Source organism: Microcoleus sp. AT3-A2, from assembly GCF_036705685.1.
Classification (GTDB): Bacteria; Cyanobacteriota; Cyanobacteriia; order Cyanobacteriales; family Microcoleaceae; genus Microcoleus.
In genome coordinates, this window is record NZ_JAUBVF010000054.1 from 14,369 (window position 1) to 36,666 (window position 22,298).

Sequence of the window (22,298 nt, forward strand, 5' to 3'; positions counted from 1 at the left end):
ACAGTCAACAGTCAACATCATTCCGGTGTAACCGGAAATGATATTATTTGTTATTTGTTATTTGTCATACCAAATCCTGCTTAAATAACTTTCTCTATCTTAGTCTGCGAAGGCAGACTTCGTTTGTGTAGTTTGAGGTCAAAAGCGGTTTCAAGCACCGAGTCTCATAAAATGGTTAGCCAACCCGGATTTTGTATCAGTCAACCGTCAACAGTCAACCGTCAACCGTCAACAATTCCCAATTAAAGAATAAAGTCTGCCTGACTGATAGAAGCGCGGGCAACTCCGAATAAAGTAGCCAGAGTTTCCTTGGTGCTTGTAAGCTGAATAATTGTACTCGGCGAAGTTCCTACCCCAGCGGCAATGGTGAGTTCGCCAAAGGTGAGGCCGGCAGCCAAGCGAATTTGATCCGTACCATCAGTAAAATCTGTAATGACATCAGCATCTGCCTGACGCCCGAGCGCAAAAGTATCGTTTCCGGCGCCGCCAGTTAAAGTATCTCGGCCGCGATCGCCCGATAAACAGTCATCGCCGATGCCACCAAACAGCGAGTCATCGCCGGCCCCCCCAAAAAACGTGTCATTACCCGCGCCGCCCAACAAAGTATCGGTGTCTTGGTTGCCAAACAGCAAATCATTGCCAACGTCGCCCAGCATAGAGTCAGAACCTTTGCCGCCGTAGAAAGTATCGTCGCCGGCGCCGCCCAAAACGCTGTCACGGCCAGCACCGCCGAACAGTCTGTCATCGCCAATGTCGCCCAGCAGTGAGTCATCGCCGTCGCCGCCGTAGAGGGAATCGTCTGCGCCTAAGCCCAAAATGCTGTCAGGGCCACCCAAACCAAATATCAAGTTAGCGCCCGCAGTACCTCTGAGGGAGTCGGGGCCGCTGGTGCCGCGAGTGCCACCAGGTGCCCCTCCGGGACTGGTACCGCCGCCGGTGGGGGTTGGGGTTGTGACGGGAATTGGTCGAATTGGCACTGCTGATGGCATGATTCTGAAGATGGGTAGAAATTTGCAATTCTAACTTAACTTAAAACCGGAAGTTATACGCTCGCCAACCGCCCAGATCAGAAATATCGATCGCATCCGCCACAGCATAAGGTTCGCACAAAAAGCCCTGCACCGTCGAGCCGTCCTCCAACACCAGCGTACCAATTCCCAAGGGCGGGGGAATTTTAGCGACAAATCCGCCGAAAGCGGAGATCGACAACTCCCAAACTTCCACCTCGATCGCGCTACCGCCCTCTATCTGACGCACCAATCCCGGCTTGCCCAGAGCAGTACCCGTCAAAGCGTACAGCTTGTAAATCGGGCTGGTACGGCAGGCGCGAACCAAAATTCCTCCGAGCTCGATTAGTTGATAATTCAGCGGCTCACCGCTCAAATGAGCGCCAACCACGGCTATTTTGACTCGTTCTTCTGAGTCAGATTTGGGGGCAATGGCTGGTTCCGGGAGGCTTGGTAGCGGCTGGCCAGTTGCGCCCAAAGTTCCCCCCAAGCGATCGTGGAAAGCAGATCCCAGGCGGCAGAGCGATAAATCGTGCCACGCAGGAGCCATCAGTGTCAATCCTGCGGGCAATCCGCTGCTTTGAAACCCGCTGGGAACTGCGATCGCGCACAAATCGAGCAAATTCGCAAAGTTTGTGTAGCGCCCGAGATTGGTGTTGAGCGCGATCGGCTCGGCTGCAACTTCTGCGACAGTATAAATTGTGCCTGTCGTGGGTACCGCCAACACATCCATTGACTGCCACTGAATTTCTGCAAGCTGGCGGAGTTCGGCTAACTGGTATGACGCGCGGTAGGCAGAGACGGCATCGTAGCGTTTGCCGCCGCTGATAATTTCGTAGACGATCGGATCGATATCCTCTGGGTGCGCGTCGAGGAAATCGCTGATCGCGGCCAACCTTTCTGCTACCCAAGGCCCGCCGTAGAGCAGTTGGGCAGCATCCGCAAAGGGTTTGAAGTCAATAGGTGCGATCGTGCAGCCCAATGATTGCAAGCGCGCGATCGCTTCTCTGTAGCGCTGTTCGGCTTCTGCATTCCCGAAAAATTCGAGTTCGCCGTCTGCGGGAACTCCCACCCGCAAGCGGGATAAATCCGGCAAAACTTTCGTTTCAGGGTGGCGAGAAAACGCATCCTCAGCGTCAAAACCGCTGGCTACTTGCAGCACGGAGGCCGCATCCGCACAGGTGAGAGCGAACACAGAAACGCAATCGAGCGATCGCACTGCCGGCAGCAGGCCGCTAGTGCTGATCGATCCGCAACTTGGCTTCAGCCCGACAATGTTGGTAAAAGCAGCGGGAACCCGCCCTGAGCCTGCGGTATCGGTACCTAGAGCAAAACTCACCAATCCGGCGGAGACTGCTGCTGCGGAACCGGAACTCGATCCGCCCGGAATGTAGCGCCGATCGAACGGATTGCGACAAACTCCATAGGGCGTGCGGGTTCCCACTAATCCTGTGGCAAATTGATCCATGTTTGTTTTGCCGATCGCGATCGCACCGGCCGCGCACAGGCGCTCTACGACTGCGGACGATCGCGCTGGAGTGCTACCAAACGCAGGACATCCCGCCGTAGTCGGAACGCCCGCCCAATCGAGATTATCTTTGATCGCAAAAGGTATTCCGTAGAGCGGTAGCTGCTGCGGATCTAGGTTTTCCAAGGCTTTGGCGCGTTCGAGGGTTTCCGCCAGCGGTGCTAAATAAATCCATACTGCCGGATCTGCATAGCGTTCGATCCGATCGTACACGCTGGCGATCGCATCTGCAGGCGCGATCGAGCCGGTGCGATAGCGATCGAGGAGCGAATGAATGTCGAGACTGTTGCTGTAGTTAAATTTTTCCATAGTGCACGGTCAGTCGATTTTAGATTTTAGATTGAAGATTTGACTTCATATCATTTCTGGTTATATGAGGATGATTTAACCGCAGAGAGCGCAGAGAACGCAGAGGGAGATCGGAGAGAGATGAATAATTCCAATGCTAACGGATTTGACTTCACAGGCTGTGTTTGCCGATCGTTATTACAAATAGGATGTTAGTTTACCGCATTGGCGATCGTACTCGCATCCAGTTAGCGGGCGATCGAAGTATTTCTCAAGAAATATTCAACCATGACCTTGCGGGTTTCGTCTTTGTGTACAGGTAAACTTCGCGATTTCCCATCGCCCCCTCTCATCGCCCGCTTTAATCTTCCAAAAATTTTAATTAACTACTCCCAAAAAAAACATTTTTTGTAACATCTTACACATTTTCTCATTAAGTTTGCTGTTACCGTTTGAGACGTAGCAATATAGTAAAATTCCACGCTACAGTATGCTTACCTTTCAAAAAGCTAAGTGCATTGCTGTTACCAACAGTCTCGAATAACTCCTTGGGTTGCAAACAGGACTTATACAGACAAAAAACGAAAAATTTAACCGCTTCTAGGGTTCCGATTTGAATCAGTGTCTAACTCAGCTTAGACAGTTCAAGTGCTGGTCCGAGAGAAGCAGACTGGTCAGCCCAATATTTGATTAATTTGAGGGAAACACTAGCCAGTTACACGGCGGGATAAAAGCCCGGGAGAAACGCGATCGGTCAGCAAGACTCGGTTCGTTAGCTCTCGGGCTTTATCCTTGTATATCAAGGGGGTTTGCGGCAGCTAAGGAAGCCAAAGAAGGTGCAAAAGCTCGATCGACATATTCACCTCTAACCAGCAACCAGAATCTGCTATGGATATCCGATATTGCTCCCCAAAAATAACGCGATCGCCCTTATCCTACTGCGCCTTATTTTTTATCACCTTGTTTTTCGCTGTCGGCTGCGTCAACCCGGCAATTTATATCAAAACCACGACTGAAAGCGAAGCAGCTTCTTCAGTAAGTGCTGATGCAGTTAGCCTCGGATTCAGCGCGTGGCCCGGCTGGTTTCCTTGGCAAATTGCCAAAGAACAAAAGATATTTGAAGCCAACAATGTTGCTGTAGACTTAAAATGGTTTGACGGCTACTTAGAATCGATCAGCACCCTCACTGCAGGACAGATAAATGCTAACAGCCAAACCCTCGGCGATACAGTAAACTCTATATCCGGCGGCGCCGACCAAGTAATTGTTTTAGTCAACGACAACTCGACGGGAAATGACAAAGTGATTGTCGCCGAAGGCATCAATTCCGTTGCCGATTTGAAAGGTAAAAAAGTAGCCGCAGAGGAAGGTACAGTCGATCATTTTCTATTGCTGTTAGGGCTGAGAAAAGCAGGTTTATCAGTACAAGATATTCAATTTGTACCGTTGGAAACGGGCAAAGCTGCGGCGGCTTTCGTCGGAGGGAAAGTCGATGCGGTGGCAGTATTTGCGCCGTTTACCACGCAGGCATTAAAACGATCGAACAGCAAGGAACTGTTTAGTTCCAAAGATTTTCCGGGGGCGATTTCCGACCATTTGGTATTCACCCGAAAGTTTATCGGCGAACACCCCGATCGAGTGCAAGCCATGGTCAATTCATGGTTTGCAACATTGGAATACATGAAATCAAATAAAGACAAATCTTACGAGATTCTAGCCAACCGCGCCGGAGTCAGCGTCGAGGAATACAAAGAATATGAAAACGGCACTAAGATATTTACGATCGAGGAAAACTTAAAAGCCTTTCAACCGGGAAATGACATGACATCATTGCAGTTTGCGGCGGGAGAAATGACCAAGTTTCTCGTCGATGTAAATTTAGCAAAAACCCAACCCGATATCAGCACATTATTTGACGATCGCTTTATCAAAGCTTATGCCGAAGGTAAAAGCTAGAATGCAAAATTACAGCAGATTTCATGTTTATCGAGTACACCCCGATCGCCCTAGGGACTTAGGCAAAGTCCATTGGTGTCAACAACCAGCTCAAACCTAAGACCGGTCTGCTGTCTGACGATTAAGCCCAGATCCCCCCTAACCCCCCTTAATAAGGGGGGGATAAGAGTGTTCTCAAAGTCCCCCTTCTTAAGGGGGATTTAGGGGGATCTAGACTCGACGACAAGCGAGATTTCTGAAGGGTTTCCGTCTTAAGTTGACACGAAGAATGGCACGGCGCTGTGTCCTACCTCTGCTAATACCTGTCACAAATATTGGTTTTTAAAATTGCCAAAAATCACCGAAATTACTCGATAAACTATTCAGTAATTAAATCATGCCACCAAATCCCGATCCGCGATCAATCCAATCCCACCTCAAGCAAAAAAGCCTAAATCCCACCGTTTTCTGGCGGATTGCGGAAGAGATACCACAGCCCCTCAATATTGGGTTAACGGTAACATCGATCGCACTACCGCTGCTGCTGTGGTGGCTAGTAACAACTTTCGCCAACGTAGACCCCAAATTTTTGCCTTCCCCTGGCAAAGTTTTAGAGGCATTTGGCAGGCTGTGGAACACTCGCGAACTTTTGAAAGACACGGTAGCGAGTTTGTGGCGGGTGGGAGTGGGCTTTCTATTCGCCTTAGTTTTTTCCATACCAATTGGCGTGCTGATGGGCAGTTTTTCCAGTATTCGTGCCTTGCTTGAACCCATGTTCGGCTTGATGCGATATATGCCCGCACCAGCATTCATTCCCTTGTTAATTCTCTACTTGGGAATCGGCGAAGAACCAAAAATAATGCTGATATTTATCGGCGTCTTTTTCTTCAATTCGCTGATGGTGATGGATACAGTTAAGTTTGTTCCAAAAGACTTGATCGAATCTACTTATATGTTGGGCGGGAATCGCTGGGAAATCCTAACTCAAGTTATTTTTCCCCACGTTTTGCCGGGAATTCTTGATGCTAGCCGCATCAACCTAGCTGCGGCTTGGCAATTGGTAATCGTCTCGGAATTGATTGCGGCAACCGAAGGCTTAGGCCGCCGGATCAGCGTCGCAGGTCGATTTCTCCGAACCGATGAAATTTTTGTGGGGCTGATTGTCATTGGGGCGATCGGACTGACTTTTGACTTGCTTTTTCAATATCTGCTGCGGGTTTCTTGTAAATGGTCAAGTCAGAAACAGTAAGCAGATGTTAAGAGGCAGAATGGTGTCATTTTTTTACTTACAATACAGAGGATAAACTCATGTTTCTACAAATCAACAACCTCCACAAAAACTTTGAAACGAAAAACGGTAAATTAGTTGTCCTCAAGGACATCAATATGAGCATCAAGCAAGGCGAATTTATCTGCGCGGTAGGCGCATCCGGTTCGGGCAAATCTACTCTGTTGAGGCAGATTGCGGGATTGGACAAGCCGACAACAGGGGAAGTGAAAATTGATGGCAAAGAAGTTGTTTCGCCTGGGCCGGATCGAGGTATGGTATTTCAGCATTACACTCTTTATCCTTGGATGAACGTGCAGGAAAATGCCGAGTTTGGCCTCAAACTTCAAGGCGTTTCCAAGAAAAAGCGGCGCGAACAAGCCAGCTATTATTTGAGTGTGGTAGGATTGACGCAGTTTGCTTCGTCGCTACCGAAGGAATTGTCGGGCGGGATGAAACAGCGGGTGGCGATCGCCCGCGCCCTCGCTTCTGAACCTAAAGTGTTATTAATGGACGAACCTTTCGGCGCCTTGGATATCCACACTAAAGAATCGATGCACGAATTCATGCTCGATTTGTGGCGCCGCACTCAGATTACAATCTTTATGATTACCCACGATGTCGAAGAAGCGGTGTTTCTTTCCAATCGGATTTATGCTTTGGGCGCTCGTCCCGGTACAGTGAGAAAGGAAATGTCGATTAATTTGCCCGATCGCACTCCCAGCATTAAACGCCACGCCAAATTCCACGATTACCGCGACGAACTCATGGATTTGATGCGGAAACACGGACAGGAAGCAGTTGCAATGGCTGCTTAAATAGAAACAGGTTTGTATTTGCACTTTTGGGCGGGCAGGATGCCCACCCCACAAGAAAACTCACTTTTTGTGGAACGGGCCGAAGAGCCCGTTCTTGAGAATAGTGCAAGATGTAAACGGACAGAAAGCAGTTGCAATGGCTGCTTAAATAGAAATAGGTTTGTATTTGCACTTTTTGCACCCGCGCCAAGACTTTAACTGCCAACCTAAGTAAGTGGAAACTTAACATCTTGCACCATTGTCAATTACCTATTCAGGAACGGGTTCTTCGGCCCGTTCCACAATAAAATTGAGTTTTGTGGAACGGGCCGAAGAGCCCGTTCTTGAGAATGATCCAAGATATCAGTGGAAATAAATATTACTTTGGGAGAGGGCGGGTTTTGCCGCTACAAAATACTATTGTTTTATTTCGCTGACCTACCCAAATACATCAAGAGGAACTTATGGTGCAACTATCATCGATCGACACAAACTCACAAATTGATTCTGGCCTCGTATTAATCGAAGAAACCGTACCGGGCGGCTCGTACTGGTCGGGAGTCATCAAGCGGGGAAACACCCTGCGAATCACCGATTTAGAAGGCTCTCGCGGCGTTTCCATGCTGTGCTACAACGCCGACAATGCGATCGAACGTTTCAACGCAGCAGACACCGCCAAAATTCAATTCAACGCCTTTCTCAAACAAGGCATGGCGATCTACACAGACATGGGACGCATCCTATTTTCCATCACCCAAGACACCTCCGGCTGTCACGATTTGCTAGGAGGATGCAGCAACGCCATTAGCAATGCCAAAAAATACGGCGAAGGAGACTGGAAAAACTCCCGCGACAACTTTCTCAAAGCCCTAAGTCGGTGGGGATTGGGCAAAAAAGATATCATGCCAAACCTCAACTTATTTACTCGCATTGCCGTCAAACCAGACGGCACGATGGAGTTTCGCGAAGGCTGCGAAAAACCGGGAAGTTTTATCGATTTGCGAGCCGAAATGAACGTATTGACAATTATCTCTAACTGCCCCCACATCCTGCATCCGGGTTCAACTTACGATCCCAAACCCATCCAAATTCAGATTGTGAAAACCCCCGCACCCGCACCAGACGACTTGTGCCGCACCGCCAACCCAGAAGCCGTGCGCGGGTTCATCAACACCGATGCTTTGTTCCTACAATAAACCCGATTCCACAACTCAACTTTGTCCGCACCAATCGGCGGTAAAAAAATCTGCAATTCCATCACAAAAAGTGAACCATGACTGCAACCACCCAACAAACTCTCGATCCAGAAACAGCAATTTACAACGAAGTCTTACCCGCCAGACATCCCTGGTCTCGCGTCATCAAAAAAGGACAGATTCTCCGCATTGTAGATTTAGGCGGAAATCAAGCAGTAGATTTTTTAGTTTACAATGCCGATGACCCTTCCGAACGCTACAGCGCCCCCGATACGATCGTCAATCAAGGCAACATCTTTGTCACTACAAACAGCCAACTCATTTCCAACGAAGGGCGAGCCATGATGACCATAATTGCTGACTCCTGCGGGCGGCACGATACCTCCGGCGGCGCCTGTAGCTGCGAAAGCAACTCAGTGCGGTTTGGACTAGATAAAAAATACCAGCACGCCTGCGTTGAAAATTTCCTCGCCGCAATTCTTCCCTACGGTTTGGGCAAACGAGATTTAGTCAGCAACATCAACTTCTTTATGAATGTTCCCGTTAGCGAAGACGGCACCCTAGAAATTGTTGACGGCATCTCCGATCCGGGAAGTACAGTTGATTTGCGAGCCGAAATGAACGCGCTAGTTGCTATTTCAAACTGCCCGCAAATGAACAATCCTTGCAATGCTTACAATCCTACCCCGATTCAGTTGATTGTTTGGGATTCCGTGTAATCTAATTAGTATGCCCGCAGAGAGGGGGACGCTAGCACTATTGTTACCGTCCTTCCCAATTGCCCCAAAAGACTTGCATATAGCCATCCTAAATCATTTGTGAATTTCTTGCTCCCTCCCCTTACTAAGGGGAGGGCAGGGGTGGGGTCAAAAATTTACAACTCATTTACGATTGCTATAGCATTCCCAAGCTTTCCTATCTGGAAATTATCTGCGTTTATCTGCGTTCATCTCCCTTACATCTGCGGTTGACTTATCAATCAAAGATTTATACAATTACCCAAATGTTTAAGAAAGTTCTAATTGCAAATCGCGGTGAAATTGCCTGCCGAATTATCCGCACGCTCGATCGCCTCGGAATTGCTTCGGTAGCAGTATATTCTGAAGCCGACGCCCGCGCCAAGCACGTTTTCGCCGCCAGCGAAGCCGTTTGTATCGGTGCAGCCGCCGCAGCCGAGAGTTATTTGCGGTTCGATCGCATTCTCGAAGTTGCGCGCCAAACTAAAGCTCAAGCTATCCATCCAGGTTACGGCTTTTTGAGCGAAAATGCTGAATTTGCCGAAGCTTGTGCAAGCGAAAATATTGCATTTATCGGCCCGACTCCGAGTCAGTTGCGCTGCTTTGGATTGAAGCACACCGCGCGGGAAATAGCCGCTGCAAATCAAGTGCCGCTAACTCCCGGAAGCGAACTTTTAGCAAGTTTGGAGGATGCGGAAAAAGCGGCTGGGGCGATCGGCTATCCGGTGATGCTCAAAAGTACCGCAGGCGGCGGCGGCATTGGTTTGCAGGCTTGTTTTGGCGATCGAGATTTGGCAGAAGCATTTGAAAAAGTACAGCGTTTGAGTCAAAGCAATTTTAAACAAAGCGGTGTTTTTTTAGAGAAATACATTCAAACAGCTAGGCACATAGAAGTCCAAATCTTTGGAGATGGCAAAGGAAATGTCATAGCCTTGGGCGAGCGAGATTGTTCGGTGCAGCGGCGCAATCAAAAAGTAATTGAAGAAACCCCCGCCCCTGCTATTAGCGACGAACAGCGAAATCAGTTGTACAGTGCAGCAGTGCGGTTGGGAAAAGCGGTCAATTACCAGTCAGCCGGTACTGTTGAATTTGTCTTTGATGTCGAGGCGAAACAGTTTTATTTTTTGGAAGTCAACACGCGCTTGCAAGTTGAGCACGGCGTTACTGAAGCTGTCAACAACATCGACCTCGTTGAGTGGATGATAAAACAGGCTTCTGGAGATTTGTTCCCCCTGGAAGAGTACCGCTATCGACCGCAGGGACACTCAATTGAGGTGCGAATTTATGCGGAAGATGCCGGCAAGAATTTTCAGCCTAGTTCCGGGTTGCTGAATCAAGTGGCGTTTCCCGAAAACGTCCGCTGCGACAGTTGGATAGAAACAGGCACAGAGATTACTCCTTTTTACGATCCGCTGCTAGCCAAAGTAATCGTTTGCGGGGATAATCGAACCCAGGCGATAGCTCAACTCAAAGCTGCTTTAGATGCCAGTGAAATAGCGGGAATTGAAACTAATTTAGATTACCTCCGCCAGATTTTGGACGATTCCCGATTCAGCCGGGGCGAACTGAGCACGCGCTTTTTAAACTCTTTTGAATACGCACCTTTAACGATCGATGTATTGGATGGGGGAACCTACAGCAGCATTCAGGATTATCCGGGGCGGATCGGCTATTGGGATGTTGGCGTGCCGCCTTCTGGGCCGATGGATCATCTGGCATTTCGATCGGCAAATCGTTTAGTAGGAAATCCCGAATCGACAGCAGGATTGGAATTCACAGCGACAGGCCCAACTCTGCGCTTTAATGCCGATACAGTTATTAGTTTGACTGGTGCAACTATGAAGGGAACGCTAAACGGCGAATCGGTGCCGTTTTGGACAGCTATTCCCGTAAAAGCTGGCAGCATTCTCAAGTTAAAAGCCATTCAAGGCGGCGGCTACCGCGCTTATTTAGCGGTCAAACACGGCTTTAATGTCCCCGATTATTTGGGCAGCAAATCAACTTTTGTACTGGGCAAATTTGGCGGACACGCGGGGCGGACGCTGCGTCCGGGAGATGTGCTTAAACTGCTTCAAACTGCAACTCTGGAAGCGGAATTATCTTTGCCTCCGGAACTAATTCCCACCTACAGCAATAATTGGGAAATAGGCGTTTTGTACGGGCCTCACGGCGCGCCGGATTTCTTTACTGAGTCAGACATCGAAATGTTTTTCTCTACAGAATGGCAGGTGCATTACAACTCGACGCGGACGGGCATTCGGCTGATCGGCCCGAAGCCCACCTGGGCGCGTCAAGACGGCGGGGAAGCGGGTTTGCACCCGTCTAACATTCACGATAATGCTTACGCGATCGGCACGATCGATTTTACGGGCGATATGCCTGTAATTCTCGGTCTTGACGGCCCGAGTTTGGGAGGTTTTGTCTGTCCTGCTACTATTGTGCAGTCGGAATTGTGGAAAATCGGGCAACTGAAACCGGGGGACAGCATTCGCTTTCACTGTTTGAGTTTTGCTGAAGCTTTGCAGCGGGAATTAGCACAAGATAGGCAAATTGCTACTTTTTGCTTGCCTGTTTTTGGGGAAAATGCGGAGGAATTGCCCGCAGTTCTCGCTTCTCCAATTTTGCACGAAATTCCCGAATCTCCGGGACAGGTTGCTGTTACTTACCGTCAAGCTGGGGATAAATATATTCTAGTTGAATACGGCCCGTTGGTGCTGGATTTAAATTTGCGTTTTCGGGCGCACGCATTGATGGAACAGTTGAAAGCAAATCCGTTGCCTGGTGTTATCGAATTAGTGCCGGGAATGCGATCGCTCCAAATTCACTTTGAGGGCCGCCAGATTTCGCAACAGCAGCTAATGCAGGCGCTGATTGCGGCGGAGGCGGAACTTCCGGCGATCGAGGATTTGGAAGTTCCGGCGCGAATTGTGCACTTGCCTTTATCTTGGGAAGATGAATCGACGCTGTTGGCCATTGAAAAATATATGCAGTCTGTGCGATCGGATGCACCTTGGTGTCCCAGCAATATTGAGTTTATTCGCCGCATAAACGGGCTTGACAGCATCGAACAAGTCAGAGAAATTGTATTTAATGCTAGCTATTTAGTGATGGGTTTGGGAGACGTTTATTTAGGCGCGCCCGTCGCAACTCCCCTCGATCCGCGCCACCGTTTGGTTACAACTAAATACAATCCCGCCCGCACCTGGACTCCTGAAAATGCAGTTGGCATTGGCGGCGCGTATTTGTGCGTTTACGGGATGGAAGGGCCCGGAGGTTATCAATTTGTCGGCCGCACGGTGCAAATGTGGAATCGGTTCAAACAAACGGCGGATTTCCAGTCTGGTAAACCTTGGCTTTTGCGCTTTTTTGACCAAATCCGATTTTATCCGGTTTCCCATGAGGAATTGCACCGCTGTCGGGAAGCATTTATCGAAGGGAAGTTTAAATTAAAGGTTGAGGAAATTACTTTTAATTTGAGAGAATACAATGAGTTTTTGCATTCTATTGCGGGCAGTGTGGCTGAATTTAAAGCGCAGCAGCAGGCCGCATTTAATGCAGAGCGCGATCGCTGGGCCGCATCCGGGGAATTTGAAGCTGAATCAGCAGCAGAATCCTCGGCGGATGTGGCTTCTGAAACAGCGGCGGAGGTTACTTTGCCGATCGGTTGTGAGGCTGTTGTCGCTCACGTTTCGGCCAATGTTTGGCAGGTGCTGGTTAATGTTGGAGATGCGGTTGCAGAGGGCGATCGCCTGTTAATTTTGGAAGCGATGAAAATGGAAATTGCTATTACTGCTGATGTTGCCGGCACTGTTGCCGAGTTGTTTTGTGAAAAGGGACAAACGGTGACAGCAGGACAAATTTTAGCGGCTGTTCAACCGAATTAATCCCTCTGTTGTCACTTCGGGAACCGTAGAAGCCGTTGGATAATTGGGGGATGATTTTGATTGTTTTGTGGCATGGGATATCGTAGCCAGTCAGGTATATTTTCACTGAAGGCGGGACACCCCACAAGCATCATCATCAAATTGTGCAACCCCGGCTCAATTAATGAAGGTTTAGCAGCAGTTAGGGCTTCAAAAGGGTGCGGATACATCAATCAAACAGGCTAGTGGGCGATCGCCCCCAAGTTTCCGCTGTCGGCAGTTTTTCAGAAGGCTTAGCCGCTGTCAAGCGCGATAGCAAATCTGGCTTCATCAATCAAGCTGGAAAGCTGGTTATTTAGCAGGTTCGATGCTCTGTTTAGGCTTTAAATTTGTTTAAATCTCGTTAACTTAACTCCAGCAGCCCAGAATTGACGGGCAAACCATCCTGAAATACCAGCAATTCTCCCGGCTGAATTTGCGTCCAAACTTCGTTATCTGTCAGCGGAAAAGTCGCAATAACAGCCACGCGATCGTCCTCCTTGGTCAATTCCCGGAAATCGACAGTTACATCTTCGTCGATCGAGTGAGCGCTAGCAAAAGGTGCTTGTCGCACAATATAATGCAGATTAGTAGAACAATGGGTGAACAAGTGTTCTCCATCGGAAAGTAAATAATTAAAAATTCCGTGTTCTGCCAAACTTTTAGTAATTTCCTCCAAAACCGGGTAAATTTCCGCTACAGCAGGCTTACTTTGAGGAAAAGAGGAGCGCAGCTTTTCTAATATCAAACAGAATGCTTTTTCGCTGTCAGTTTTACCAACCGGTTTGTAAACTCCGGCACATTCTGGATAAAAGTTTTCGAGATTGCCGTTGTGAGCAAACACCCAATAACGTCCCCAAAGTTCCCGAATAAAAGGGTGGCAGTTTTCCAAAGCAACTGCGCCTTGCGTAGCTTTGCGGATGTGAGCAATGACGTTAGTTGAATGAATGGGATAGCGGCGCACTACTTCAGCAACCGGAGAAGCAATCGCAGGTTTTGAGTCTATAAAAAGGCGACATCCTAAACCTTCAAAGAAAGCAATTCCCCAACCGTCTTGATGAACGTCTGTTCTGCCACCTCTTGCAGAAAAACCCTCAAAAGAAAAGCAAATATCTGTTGGAACATTGCAGTTCATTCCCAGTAATTGGCACATAGCTTTTAAATCTCTGGAGTTTGAATGGATGTCGCAGCTATTGGCAGCTACAGACTTGCGATTATACTATTATAGTATGAATTGATTTAGCCTTATAAAAAAAACACAATAATTTTGGATTTTCAACCATAATGCTACTTAAATTTTAAAAAATGCGTGAAGCCAAGCTATCCCGAACGCGCGTGCGAGCCCGTTGCGGTAGGGAATCGCCCAAAATTCAATCGCGTTCCCCGCAGAACAGTCTTCATCGTTCCCTTTGTGCTGCAATTTTTTTAATTAAATTCATGTAAGATTCAATTTTCTGGGGGAAAATCTGAAAGTTGTTTGATATCCTTCAAAACTATTTGAGGCTTCCCTTTGTACTGTTCTACCTTCCCACTGACATACACATATCCCCGTCCCAGACCCGCATAACGCTTCTCGATTAGCCGCTTCAATGGAGCTCTTTCATCAGTTTCAGCATCCGGTATCCACAAATCTAATTTATGATAAACTGAGCCAGCATAAATCAGAGCGCTGCCGCCGATCCATTTAGTAATTCCCGCCTGCAAATCGCAGAAAATAGTAATAGATTTAGCTTTCTCAGAAGCAGCTAATATTTTCGGGTAGTGCAACCTCAAAGAAAGCGCTCCTGCCGTTGCTTCCGACAACCGAAACTCTTCAACAATCGAGCCTCGCATCGACCACCAAGGCAGTAAATTAGCATAGTTGCGAGAAGGAATTTTGGCATTAATAATCGGATTCCAAATCATCAGATTGTAAGCTTTTGCTGCCGATTCTGCTTCAGTCATTTGGCGGTGATACAATCTGGAGCGCCCGTATTTGACAAAGTAGGGACTCCAGCCTTCTTCAATCAGTTTAAGATTGTAATTTTCTCCATTTTTATGTACGTAACAGAGGAGACGCCCGTAGTTGTCGCGGTGTTTTTGTAGAGCCACTTCAACCGCATCGTCTGTATCAAATTCTATGTCAATTTGAGCAAGTCCGCCATCTGCTGTGGCGAAGTATTTTTTAGCCATTTCCGTACCTGCTTTCCCCGCCGCAGTTACAGGTTTGGAGCCTCCCGGATGACTTTCTTCTGTATCGACGCAAATCAGCCGCAGAGACTCGGTTTTGCCGTTGAGAGAAATTTTGATGCTGTCGCCATCAACTACTTTAGTTATTTGCAGGCTCGGAATTCTGGTTGCCATATTTTCAACCCTGTTGCACTTAAGATTTCATGCACATATCGGTTGAATCATACACGAGTTCGCTATCAATAGCAACTGTAATTTTTGTTGTTTGTATTAATATTTGTCAACTGTGGCGTATTTTATTAAGTCGGGGAAAAAATATCGAAAATCTGATTCTAAGCGCTGATAGTTAGCTGTCAAATCTTCTATGCCGCTTGCCAAGTTATTTGTCCGCTTGACTCGGGCCGACATTCTTGTAAGAGTGATGCCGATTTCGGCAATTTCCTGATAAGATGAAAGCAAGTCGCGGGAAATTATTGTTGGCAGCACCCGCTGGAGAGATTCAGGCAATATATCGCGGTTGTCTTGCAGGATTTTATAGACATGGCGAGAAAAATCGGGAAGCGGAATTTCTGAATATTCCAGCCAATTTTTAGCCAAAAAGTGGTCGTAAAACACGTCAATCAAAACTCCCGCAAACCTGCGTCTCTCGGCACAAACAAGGCTTTTACTCGATCGCACTATTGGGTGAGAGTCCGTGTAGGTATCTACTTTGCGGTGCAAATCGATGCCTTTTCTAATTTCATCGGAATAAAGGTTGACAGCCGTTCCTTTGACAAAATCTCCTAAGAGGTTGCCAATCAGGGATTCTGGCGTGCCTTTTGATAAGAATAGATGAGCCAAATAATTCATTGCTACAGTAAAAATATCTAAGATAGCATAAGGAGAAACAATAATGGCGGTTCTGGAATGTGTAAAACCGGGTGCTAAACTCGGTCAAATTATTCTTGCCGTTGATCTTACTGTTGCCGGTGCTGTCGATCGCATTTTAGCAAAAATTCAAGACTTAGGATATGACCCAGAAATCCGTCATGTCAACTATCCGTCTGGAGTTCACGTCTTGGCAATTCTCAAAGACGAACAGCATTCAGAAGCAGTCGATGATGACTACTTGTTAGAGGAGTGGCTGCAAGTAAGATCGGAAATAAACCCCGATGCGGTTCATTTGTGGCGCGGTAAATAAACCAATTAACAATTAAACCACAGATAAACGCAGATAAACGCAGATGATCTGATGGGAAATTCATCTGCGTTCATCCGCGTTAATCAGCTAAAATCTGCGGTTGCATACCCCTACGAACCTCCCCGCAACTTATCTAAAACCGTCCGGTCTTCCAAAGTCGAAGTATCCCCAGAAACCTCTTCTCCCGCAGCTAAAGAACGCAGCAACCGCCGCATAATTTTACCGCTTCGCGTTTTCGGTAAAGCATCAGTAAATCGAATTTCGCCGGGACGGGCGATCGCCCCAATTTCCTTAACAACGTGCTGCTTCAATTCCTTAGCCAATTCATCGCTAGGTTGCTGGGAGTTGTCCAGCGTGACAAAAGCCACAATATCCTCACCTTTAATCTCATCCGGTTTGCCAACAACCGCAGCTTCCGCCACCGCTGGATGCGATACCAAAGCTGACTCGACTTCCATTGTTCCGAGTCGGTGTCCGGCCACATTAATTACATCGTCAACGCGGCCCATTACCCAGAAATAACCGTCTTTGTCCTTGTGCGCGCCGTCTCCAGCAAAGTACACGAATTCGCCATCTTTCGGGTGCAAATATTCCCAATAGGTGCGGCGAAAACGATCGGGATCGTTGTAAAGCGTCCGCATCATTCCCGGCCAAGGATGTTTCACCACTAAATAACCGCCGCTTTCGTTAGTTACTGGTTCGCCCTCTTGGTCAACAACATCGACCAAAATTCCGGGGAACGGTAGGGTTGCAGAACCGGGTTTTGTAGGAATTGCACCGGGCAAAGCGGTAATCATAATTCCCCCGGTTTCTGTTTGCCACCAAGTATCGACGATCGGACAATTCGAGTTGCCAATTACTCGTTGATACCACATCCAAGCTTCGGGATTGATCGGTTCGCCGACGGTTCCTAACAATCGTAAAGAGGACAAATTGCGCGCGTTGGGCAAGTGTTCGCCCATTTTCATGAATGTTCTGATGGCGGTGGGTGCAGTGTAGAAAACGGTGACGCCGTATTTTTCAATTACATCCCAAAAACAGCCAGGATTTGAAGGGCGAGGAGCACCTTCATACATTAAAGTTGTCGCACCGTTGGACAGCGGCCCGTAGACAATATAACTGTGTCCAGTAATCCAGCCGACATCAGCAGTACACCAGTAAACATCGGTATCTTGGAGGTCGAATATCCATTTGGTTGTCATGTGGGTATAAAGGTTATAACCACCTGTTGTATGGACGACACCTTTCGGTTTGCCGGTACTTCCCGAAGTGTAGAGTACGAACAGCATATCTTCGCTGTCCATCGGTTCGGCGGGGCAGTCGGCGGAGGCGTCTTTTTGCAAGTCGTGCCACCAAAGATCGCGCCCCGGTTCCATGTCAATTTGCTGTTTGGTACGCTGAACTACCAGAACGTTGGTAACGCTGGGTACGGCATTATTTGCTAATGCTTTGTCTACTTGTGTTTTGAGGCCGACGGCGGTATCTTTGCGGAAGCCACCGTCAGCGGTGATGACGAGTTTTGCTTCGCCGTCGTTTAGCCGATCGCGCAAAGCTTCTGCACTAAAACCGCCAAAAACAACGCTGTGTACTGCACCGATTCTGGCGCAGGCTAGCATGGCGATCGCAGCTTCGGGAATCATGGGCATATAAATGCCGACGCGATCGCCCTTTTGGACTCCCAATTGTTTGATGACGTTCGCCATTTGGCAGACTTCGCGGTGAAGTTGCGCGTAGGTGAGGGTGCGCGAGTCTCCGGGTTCGCCTTCCCAAATCAGGGCGGCTTTATTTTTGCGCCAAGTGGTTAAGTGGCGATCGAGACAATTGTAAGAAATGTTCATTTTGCCGTTGACAAACCATTTAGCAAAAGGCGGCTGCCAGTCGAGCACGGTATCCCAGTTTTGGAACCAGTGCAATTCTTGGGCGGCAAGTTCTGCCCAGAATGCTTGGGGGTCAGCTTTGGCTTTATCGTAGAGGGCTTGGTACTCTTCTAAGCTTTTGATGTGTGCTTTTTCGGAGAATTCAGCGGCCGGGTGAAATAGGCGTTTTTCATGAAGAATTGATTCGATGGTATCTTGTGACATTGATTTTAACTTTAACTTCGGTTAGTCTTTTTAACTATTCTTTGCATAAGTTGGGGCAAAAGTATGTTTATTTTCCTTAAGACTTTGGGAAATTTTGTAATAGGTTGAGAGGTTGTTCTTTTTTTTCTCGCCGATGAAGGCCGCTTAACGCCGATGAAGAGGATTTTTTAGCCTATTTAATGCTTGATTATTGTTACTAATTATTGTGCTACATTTTTTATACTTTTTGGTAAGTTATATCAGCTATAATTAGGTAGTTAGTAAAATTTAATTAAATTAAAGCTATGACCCAAAATTTAGAAGCAAGCCAACTTTCGCTAAACGACGTTCGCCGCCTTCTCAAATTGGAAAGACAAACAGGAGGAGGTTTTACTGATTTTTTCTCTCTGGAACCTCTGACGGATTTTGAACAGCAGCAACTGTGGGAAATCAGCAATGACTTTTGGCGGTATCTAGAAGCAGGTAAAGTGTCTGAAGAATTGGTTAAGTTTTTAGCACTTTCACCGTTAATGAGATTAACGGGATTTTTTAAAGTTCCTGTGGTGCTGACAATGGAAGATAGCATCCCGATCGAGGTTGAGGATGGGGATACTTTAATTAAAGGGCGCTTGGATATTTTAGCGGTAAATCAGCCGGATGCAGAGCTCGCGGCGGCACAGTTTTGGATTTTGGTAGTCGAGGCGAAAAATAGTGCGATCGATCCTTGGGCCGGTTTGCCGCAATTGCTGACTTATGCTTATAAAAGTTTGCAGCAGCAATCGTCTGTTTGGGGATTGACGACGAATGGACGTAACTATCAGTTTGTGTATCTGACGCGCGGCAATCCTTGTACTTATCAGATTTTACCAGACTTGAGTTTGACTGACAGGGAGCGATCGCTCTTGTTGGCGCAAGTGTTGAAAGCGATTTGCAAATTGCAGAATGTGCAGTTGCAGTTGGCTTAATCTCTGCGGTTAAAATCTGTGCTTACCCCTACTGCTTAGACAGATATTCTGTAACATCGGGGGAAACACCTTTAGTCGCTAATCGCCCTCTATCGCTGGCTCCAAATGTTGTTAACTTCTGTTTAGAAACTGCCGCTTTAATAATAAATTAAGATTTGTTAAAAGTTTGCTCTCTTGAGTGACAAACTACAATTTGTTCTCTAAAATAAGATAGAATTTGACCCGGAAACTGAAGGTAAGAAAATGTCTGAACTTAGACAAAATTTAATTACCAGAGATTGGGTTATCATCGCCACCGAAAGGGCGACAAGACCGGATCAATTCGCTAACAAAAAAAAGTGCGAAATATTAGTGCCACCGCACCGTGCCGATTGCCCGTTTTGCGTGGGAAATGAGGAAGATGGAACCTTAGAAACTTGCCGTTTGGGCGATTCCCTACGGGATAGCTTCGCTTCACGCACTGGCTGGAAAGTCAGGGCAATTCGCAACAAATATCCCGCCCTCTCCCCGACAGCAGAATGGATGAGGATATCATCGGGCATTCACCGCACGATGGCGGGAATCGGCATTCACGAGGTAATTGTAGAACATCCGCGACACGATTTGACGACAGCTTTGTTGAGTGTGGAAGAAGTTGCCAACATACTTTTAGTATACCGCCAGCGCTATGTAGAAATTAGAAAAAATTCTTACATTGAAACAATTATTATCTTCAAAAATCACGGCGAAACTGCCGGAACTTCTCTGGAACACCCCCACTCGCAGATAGCAGCGACGCCAGTTGTACCCAGCCAATTTCGTAGCCGCATCGACGAAGCTATTAGATATTTTGATGACACCGGAGAATGTCTGTTTTGCCGGACTTTGGAAGATGAATTAGCGGCGAAGGAAAGAGTGATTTGTGAGAGTGAACATTTTGTGGCTTTTATCCCTTACGCTGCACTTTCACCGTTTCACACTTGGATTTTTCCGCGCCGGCATTCCTCTTCGTTTGATGAAATTACTGATGCGGAAATTACGGATCTTGCTGATACTTTGAAAACTGTACTGGCTAAGTTTTATTACGGATTGAACAATCCCGATTACAACTATAATATTCGATCTGTGCCGATCGCCCAACGGGCAACAAAATACTTTCACTGGTACATTGCAATTATTCCCAGAGTCACCAAGCAAGCTGGGTTTGAGTTGGGCAGCGGGATGTTTATCAATACTGCTTTGCCAGAAGAAAGTGCGGCGTTTTTGCGATCGATCGAAATTCCTAGCGACAGTAATTTCCCCCCCATCTAAAGTATCCTACATCACAACAGTCAAATTTACTTCAAATTGAGGTGGAAATGCACGCAGGCAGTCTGAATTGCGAGTCTGTCTTGGGGGAGGAAAGTGATATTATTTGAGATTTGATATTTGAGATTAAAAAATTGGGGATCAAGAATGATCTAAGGGTTTAGATCACCCGGCTACAGTTGCATTCTTTTGTGAAAGTGGTATCATTTACGAGGTCAACTTATGAAGGTACAAATACTTAGGGATTGTACCAAACTCACAATAAACTTTCGACATACTGCCAGCCGTCGTCGCTAAAAGTAGCTCTCAACATATCTCTAATTTTGGCATCGATCGATAATATCCCCTCACCGGAGTCACAATTCTCGCCGATGTCGCAACTGTCTTCAGACATATGTTCTTGGATGTGGGCCAGAGTATCGGCGAAATTAGCCAGAAAATAATGTTCGTGCACCCACGCTGTCGGATCGGGTATTTCTGCACTCCCAAAAGCTCGATCGACTAAATCTTTTTTGGCAACATCGTCAGTCTGGTTTTTCATGTTGAGTTCGATTTAGGTAGATTTTGTAACTTATCCCATTTTAACCTTAATTGTCAACAGAATCGCGCTCCCGATCGACCACAGCAGTGACAAATTTGTGTAGTTTGTGCGATCGCGATCCTAATTTTTTGGTCGATCGCGTGTTATTATACTACCTCACACTCCGTGACCAATAATTTTCACCTCTGGTAAAATACACTTGGGCATCATTCCGTGAACTCCTTTTTGAGGATTGTTGACAGCCTGCGTAATCCGAAAATTTACCGCGAGGGAACACAAAACATAAGCATCTTCCTCTTGGAAACCTGCAAACTTTTGCAGCCAATAAACCGTCTGTTTTACCGCCATCTCAAACGCTTCATCTAATGTTCTACCAAATCCCATAATCACAATATGAGTGGGCGTTTCTGCAAACGGAAATATCAGAAATAAATCCTTGCGTAAGATGATTTGAATAGTCCCATTCATCGAAGTTTCTATAGCAGTACCGTCAACTTCACCATCTCCTTGTGCCGAATGTCCGTCGCCGATGGACAGTAAACCGCCCCGCATAAAAACAGGTAAAAATAACCGCGTTCCTGCTTGGAGTTCCTGATTGTCCATATTGCCGCCGTAGCGCGCTGGAGGAATAGAAGAACGGTTGATTTCTGCATTGGCAACGCCGATAATTCCAAAAAAAGGATGCAGGGGAATCCGAATGCCGCTACCTGCAGGAAATTCAGCATTTTTTTGCTCTAAATCTAGCGGAATAAACCGCAATTTAGGTTCTGAGAAATACTCTGGTAAAGCTCCCCATCCCGCGCGAATTGCATTAAATCCTACTGATAAAATCGGGTAAACATCCTCAATGTGAATTTCTAAAACGTCTCCCGGTTCGGCATTGTTAACATAAATGGGGCCTGTCAGCAAGTGGGGCCCAGGGCCAACTTTGCGGTTGGGAGGCAAATTCTGACAAATATCTAAAAATTCGGGGGTGAGAAATTCGGGCGGCGCTTTGTCAGCAACATAATATCCTGAATAGGTTTCGATATCGATGCGATCGCCCGAATCCACTCTTAAAGCAGGTTCGATATTCGGAGAAAAACCGCCCAAGTGTACGGTTTTGCAGTTAGCTTTGAGAAGGTGGCGGGTCATGGGATTTTAGATTTTAGATTTTAGATTTTAGATTGAAGGAAGGGTGTTAAGAATGTTATATCGTAAGTCTCAATCATTTTTGATAATTTTTTTTAAGGAACCGCAGAGGGCGCAGAGGGCGCAGAGAAAGAGAATTGAGAGATCAGAAGATGTGAAAAAATGGTTGAAGTTTGTTAGATGTGAGATATTTTACTAATTTCTTAACTTTTTGATAATGTTGGTAGTTTAAAATTTAAAGTTGGCGGAGCGAGTTTATATGTATTTGGGAGGGGAGTTCTGTTTGGCTTCTGAAACGCGCCCCTACA

At 47.0% G+C, this 22,298-nt stretch carries 18 protein-coding genes and 1 riboswitch; of the genes, 10 read left to right on the forward strand and 8 right to left on the reverse strand.

Going from position 1 to position 22,298, the window contains the following annotated elements; genetic code table 11:
• Positions 1 to 242 precede the first annotated feature (242 nt).
• Positions 243 to 989, reverse strand: a complete 747-nt coding sequence (locus tag QUB37_RS23150) for a calcium-binding protein (protein ID WP_333166590.1) — start codon at positions 987 to 989, stop codon at positions 243 to 245.
• 40 nt (positions 990 to 1,029) lie between these two features.
• Positions 1,030 to 2,844 (reverse strand): allophanate hydrolase, encoded by a 1,815-nt coding sequence (gene atzF / locus QUB37_RS23155; RefSeq protein ID WP_333166594.1) that lies wholly within the window; start codon positions 2,842 to 2,844, stop codon positions 1,030 to 1,032.
• Between the two features lie 568 nt (positions 2,845 to 3,412).
• Positions 3,413 to 3,567, forward strand: a riboswitch (guanidine-I (ykkC/yxkD leader).
• 144 nt (positions 3,568 to 3,711) lie between these two features.
• Here atzF and QUB37_RS23160 point away from each other — a divergent pair.
• The 7 genes from QUB37_RS23160 (at position 3,712) to QUB37_RS23190 (ending at position 12,977) form a co-directional block, all read left to right on the forward strand.
• On the forward strand, positions 3,712 to 4,779 hold the full coding sequence (locus QUB37_RS23160) for an ABC transporter substrate-binding protein (RefSeq protein WP_333166596.1): 1,068 nt from the start codon (positions 3,712 to 3,714) through the stop codon (positions 4,777 to 4,779).
• A 376-nt stretch (positions 4,780 to 5,155) separates the two neighbouring features.
• Entirely contained in the window at positions 5,156 to 6,007 is an 852-nt protein-coding gene (locus tag QUB37_RS23165; protein WP_333100287.1) for an ABC transporter permease, read from the forward strand.
• 59 nt (positions 6,008 to 6,066) lie between these two features.
• Positions 6,067 to 6,843 (forward strand): ABC transporter ATP-binding protein, encoded by a 777-nt coding sequence (locus tag QUB37_RS23170; protein WP_006630934.1) that lies wholly within the window; start codon positions 6,067 to 6,069, stop codon positions 6,841 to 6,843.
• A 443-nt stretch (positions 6,844 to 7,286) separates the two neighbouring features.
• Positions 7,287 to 8,018, forward strand: coding sequence for an urea amidolyase associated protein UAAP1 (locus QUB37_RS23175; protein WP_333100286.1), 732 nt, complete (start codon positions 7,287 to 7,289; stop codon positions 8,016 to 8,018).
• Between the two features lie 77 nt (positions 8,019 to 8,095).
• Positions 8,096 to 8,737, forward strand: coding sequence for an urea amidolyase associated protein UAAP2 (locus QUB37_RS23180; protein ID WP_333100284.1), 642 nt, complete (start codon positions 8,096 to 8,098; stop codon positions 8,735 to 8,737).
• 284 nt (positions 8,738 to 9,021) lie between these two features.
• Positions 9,022 to 12,639, forward strand: a complete 3,618-nt coding sequence (uca, locus tag QUB37_RS23185) for an urea carboxylase (RefSeq protein ID WP_333166600.1) — start codon at positions 9,022 to 9,024, stop codon at positions 12,637 to 12,639.
• Between the two features lie 224 nt (positions 12,640 to 12,863).
• A complete protein-coding gene (locus tag QUB37_RS23190) occupies positions 12,864 to 12,977 on the forward strand; it encodes a WG repeat-containing protein (protein WP_333166602.1) in 114 nt (37 codons plus the stop codon).
• A 44-nt stretch (positions 12,978 to 13,021) separates the two neighbouring features.
• Here the strand turns inward: QUB37_RS23190 and QUB37_RS23195 are convergent, their stop codons facing one another.
• The 3 genes from QUB37_RS23195 to QUB37_RS23205 form a co-directional block, all read right to left on the reverse strand.
• Entirely contained in the window at positions 13,022 to 13,810 is a 789-nt protein-coding gene (locus tag QUB37_RS23195) for a class II glutamine amidotransferase (RefSeq protein ID WP_333166604.1), read from the reverse strand.
• 293 nt (positions 13,811 to 14,103) lie between these two features.
• A complete protein-coding gene (locus tag QUB37_RS23200; RefSeq protein ID WP_333166606.1) occupies positions 14,104 to 15,000 on the reverse strand; it encodes a thermonuclease family protein in 897 nt (298 codons plus the stop codon).
• Positions 15,001 to 15,096: 96 nt separating this feature from the next.
• Positions 15,097 to 15,675 carry an ACP phosphodiesterase gene (locus QUB37_RS23205; protein ID WP_333166608.1) on the reverse strand — a complete coding sequence of 193 codons (579 nt, stop codon included), beginning with the start codon at positions 15,673 to 15,675 and terminating at the stop codon, positions 15,097 to 15,099.
• A gap of 43 nt (positions 15,676 to 15,718) precedes the next feature.
• On the opposite strand from QUB37_RS23205, the gene QUB37_RS23210 reads away from it, so the two are divergent.
• Positions 15,719 to 16,006: a hypothetical protein gene (locus QUB37_RS23210; protein ID WP_333145265.1), complete on the forward strand. Its 288-nt coding sequence runs from the start codon at positions 15,719 to 15,721 to the stop codon at positions 16,004 to 16,006.
• Positions 16,007 to 16,116: 110 nt separating this feature from the next.
• Here the strand turns inward: QUB37_RS23210 and acs are convergent, their stop codons facing one another.
• A complete protein-coding gene (gene acs / locus QUB37_RS23215; protein WP_333166610.1) occupies positions 16,117 to 18,087 on the reverse strand; it encodes an acetate--CoA ligase in 1,971 nt (656 codons plus the stop codon).
• Positions 18,088 to 18,371: 284 nt separating this feature from the next.
• Between acs and QUB37_RS23220 the strand changes: the two genes are divergently transcribed.
• Positions 18,372 to 19,031 (forward strand): restriction endonuclease subunit R, encoded by a 660-nt coding sequence (locus tag QUB37_RS23220; RefSeq protein WP_333166612.1) that lies wholly within the window; start codon positions 18,372 to 18,374, stop codon positions 19,029 to 19,031.
• Between the two features lie 243 nt (positions 19,032 to 19,274).
• A complete protein-coding gene (galT, locus tag QUB37_RS23225) occupies positions 19,275 to 20,321 on the forward strand; it encodes a galactose-1-phosphate uridylyltransferase (protein WP_333166615.1) in 1,047 nt (348 codons plus the stop codon).
• A 253-nt stretch (positions 20,322 to 20,574) separates the two neighbouring features.
• Here the strand turns inward: galT and QUB37_RS23230 are convergent, their stop codons facing one another.
• Both QUB37_RS23230 and QUB37_RS23235 read right to left on the reverse strand, forming a co-directional pair.
• Entirely contained in the window at positions 20,575 to 20,859 is a 285-nt protein-coding gene (locus QUB37_RS23230) for a hypothetical protein (protein WP_333166617.1), read from the reverse strand.
• A gap of 156 nt (positions 20,860 to 21,015) precedes the next feature.
• The gene (locus QUB37_RS23235; RefSeq protein ID WP_333166619.1) at positions 21,016 to 21,993 is read right to left on the reverse strand and encodes an acetamidase/formamidase family protein; all 978 of its coding nucleotides are present in this window, start codon (positions 21,991 to 21,993) and stop codon (positions 21,016 to 21,018) included.
• Between the last annotated feature and the right edge of the window lie 305 nt (positions 21,994 to 22,298).